Source organism: Vibrio ordalii ATCC 33509 (genome assembly GCA_000257205.1).
GTDB lineage: Bacteria > Pseudomonadota > Gammaproteobacteria > Enterobacterales > Vibrionaceae > Vibrio > Vibrio ordalii.
This window is the reverse complement of the sequence record AEZC01000186.1, coordinates 1-936: the sequence shown is the minus strand read 5'-3', so window position 1 is coordinate 936 and position 936 is coordinate 1. Positions and strand designations below refer to the sequence as shown.

The window sequence follows — 936 nt, the reverse complement described above, 5'->3', positions numbered from 1 at the left end:
TTTATCCGTCATTCCGCAGCTAATTCAATAATAAAAATAGCGTGATCTGGCGATCAATTTTTAATAAAAACCACGGCACCATCTTGACCGCGATCGACAGTTTTGATCTATTGCTGCTATTTGACGGTCTCAAAATATGTCTACCCATCCTGTTATTAAACGCTTAGATCACCTTGGTCTCATTGCCGCCTTTTGTCACGAAATTGGCCTGCCACGGATGATAGATGCCGTTATCCCAAAATATTCTGACCACAATGTTTCTCATGGTGACGCGGTATTGGCCATGCTCCTAAATGGACTTGGCTTTCATAGCAGAACACTGCACATGTTCTCGGACTTTTTTAAGACCAAGCCTGTGTCTAAGCTACTCGCCAAAGACATTGAAGCACACCACCTTACTGATGATGTACTAGGCCGCACCTTAGATGCTCTATACGAAGCCGATGTCTCAGCGCTCTATCAGGTTATAGCTGAGCGTGTTGTTGATAAACTGGGCTTGACGACCGATTCTGTTCATCTTGATATCACTAGCTTCCACGTTGATGGTGAGTATGCACAAGATGAAAACACCAACGTGATTAAGCTTGTAAGAGGTTATAGTCGGGATCATAGGCCAGAGCTTAACCAAGTCGTGCTTGAACTCATCTGTGAAAACCAAGCAGGTATTCCTGTTTACATGCAAGCACTGAGTGGCAACACCAATGATGCCAAGGCATTCGCTGAAGTGACTAAAAGACACATACATTGCCTAAAAGCCGCGCAAAACAGTCGTTACTTTATCGCTGATGCCGCCTTGTACACCGAAGAAAGCATCTCCTCGCTAGATGAGCAAAATCAAAAGTTCATTACCCGTGTACCCATGACCATCAAGCTCGCAAAACAAGCACTGCTTGCGCTAGAGCCAGAGCAATTAAGCGCTATCGGTCATGGCTACGT

1 pseudogene is annotated in these 936 nt (G+C 44.9%); it reads left to right on the top strand.

The features are described 5' to 3' along the window. Window positions 1-136 precede the first annotated feature (136 nt). Window positions 137-936, top strand: a pseudogene (locus VOR_RS0112535) (IS1634-like element ISSpu7 family transposase); the annotation flags it as partial.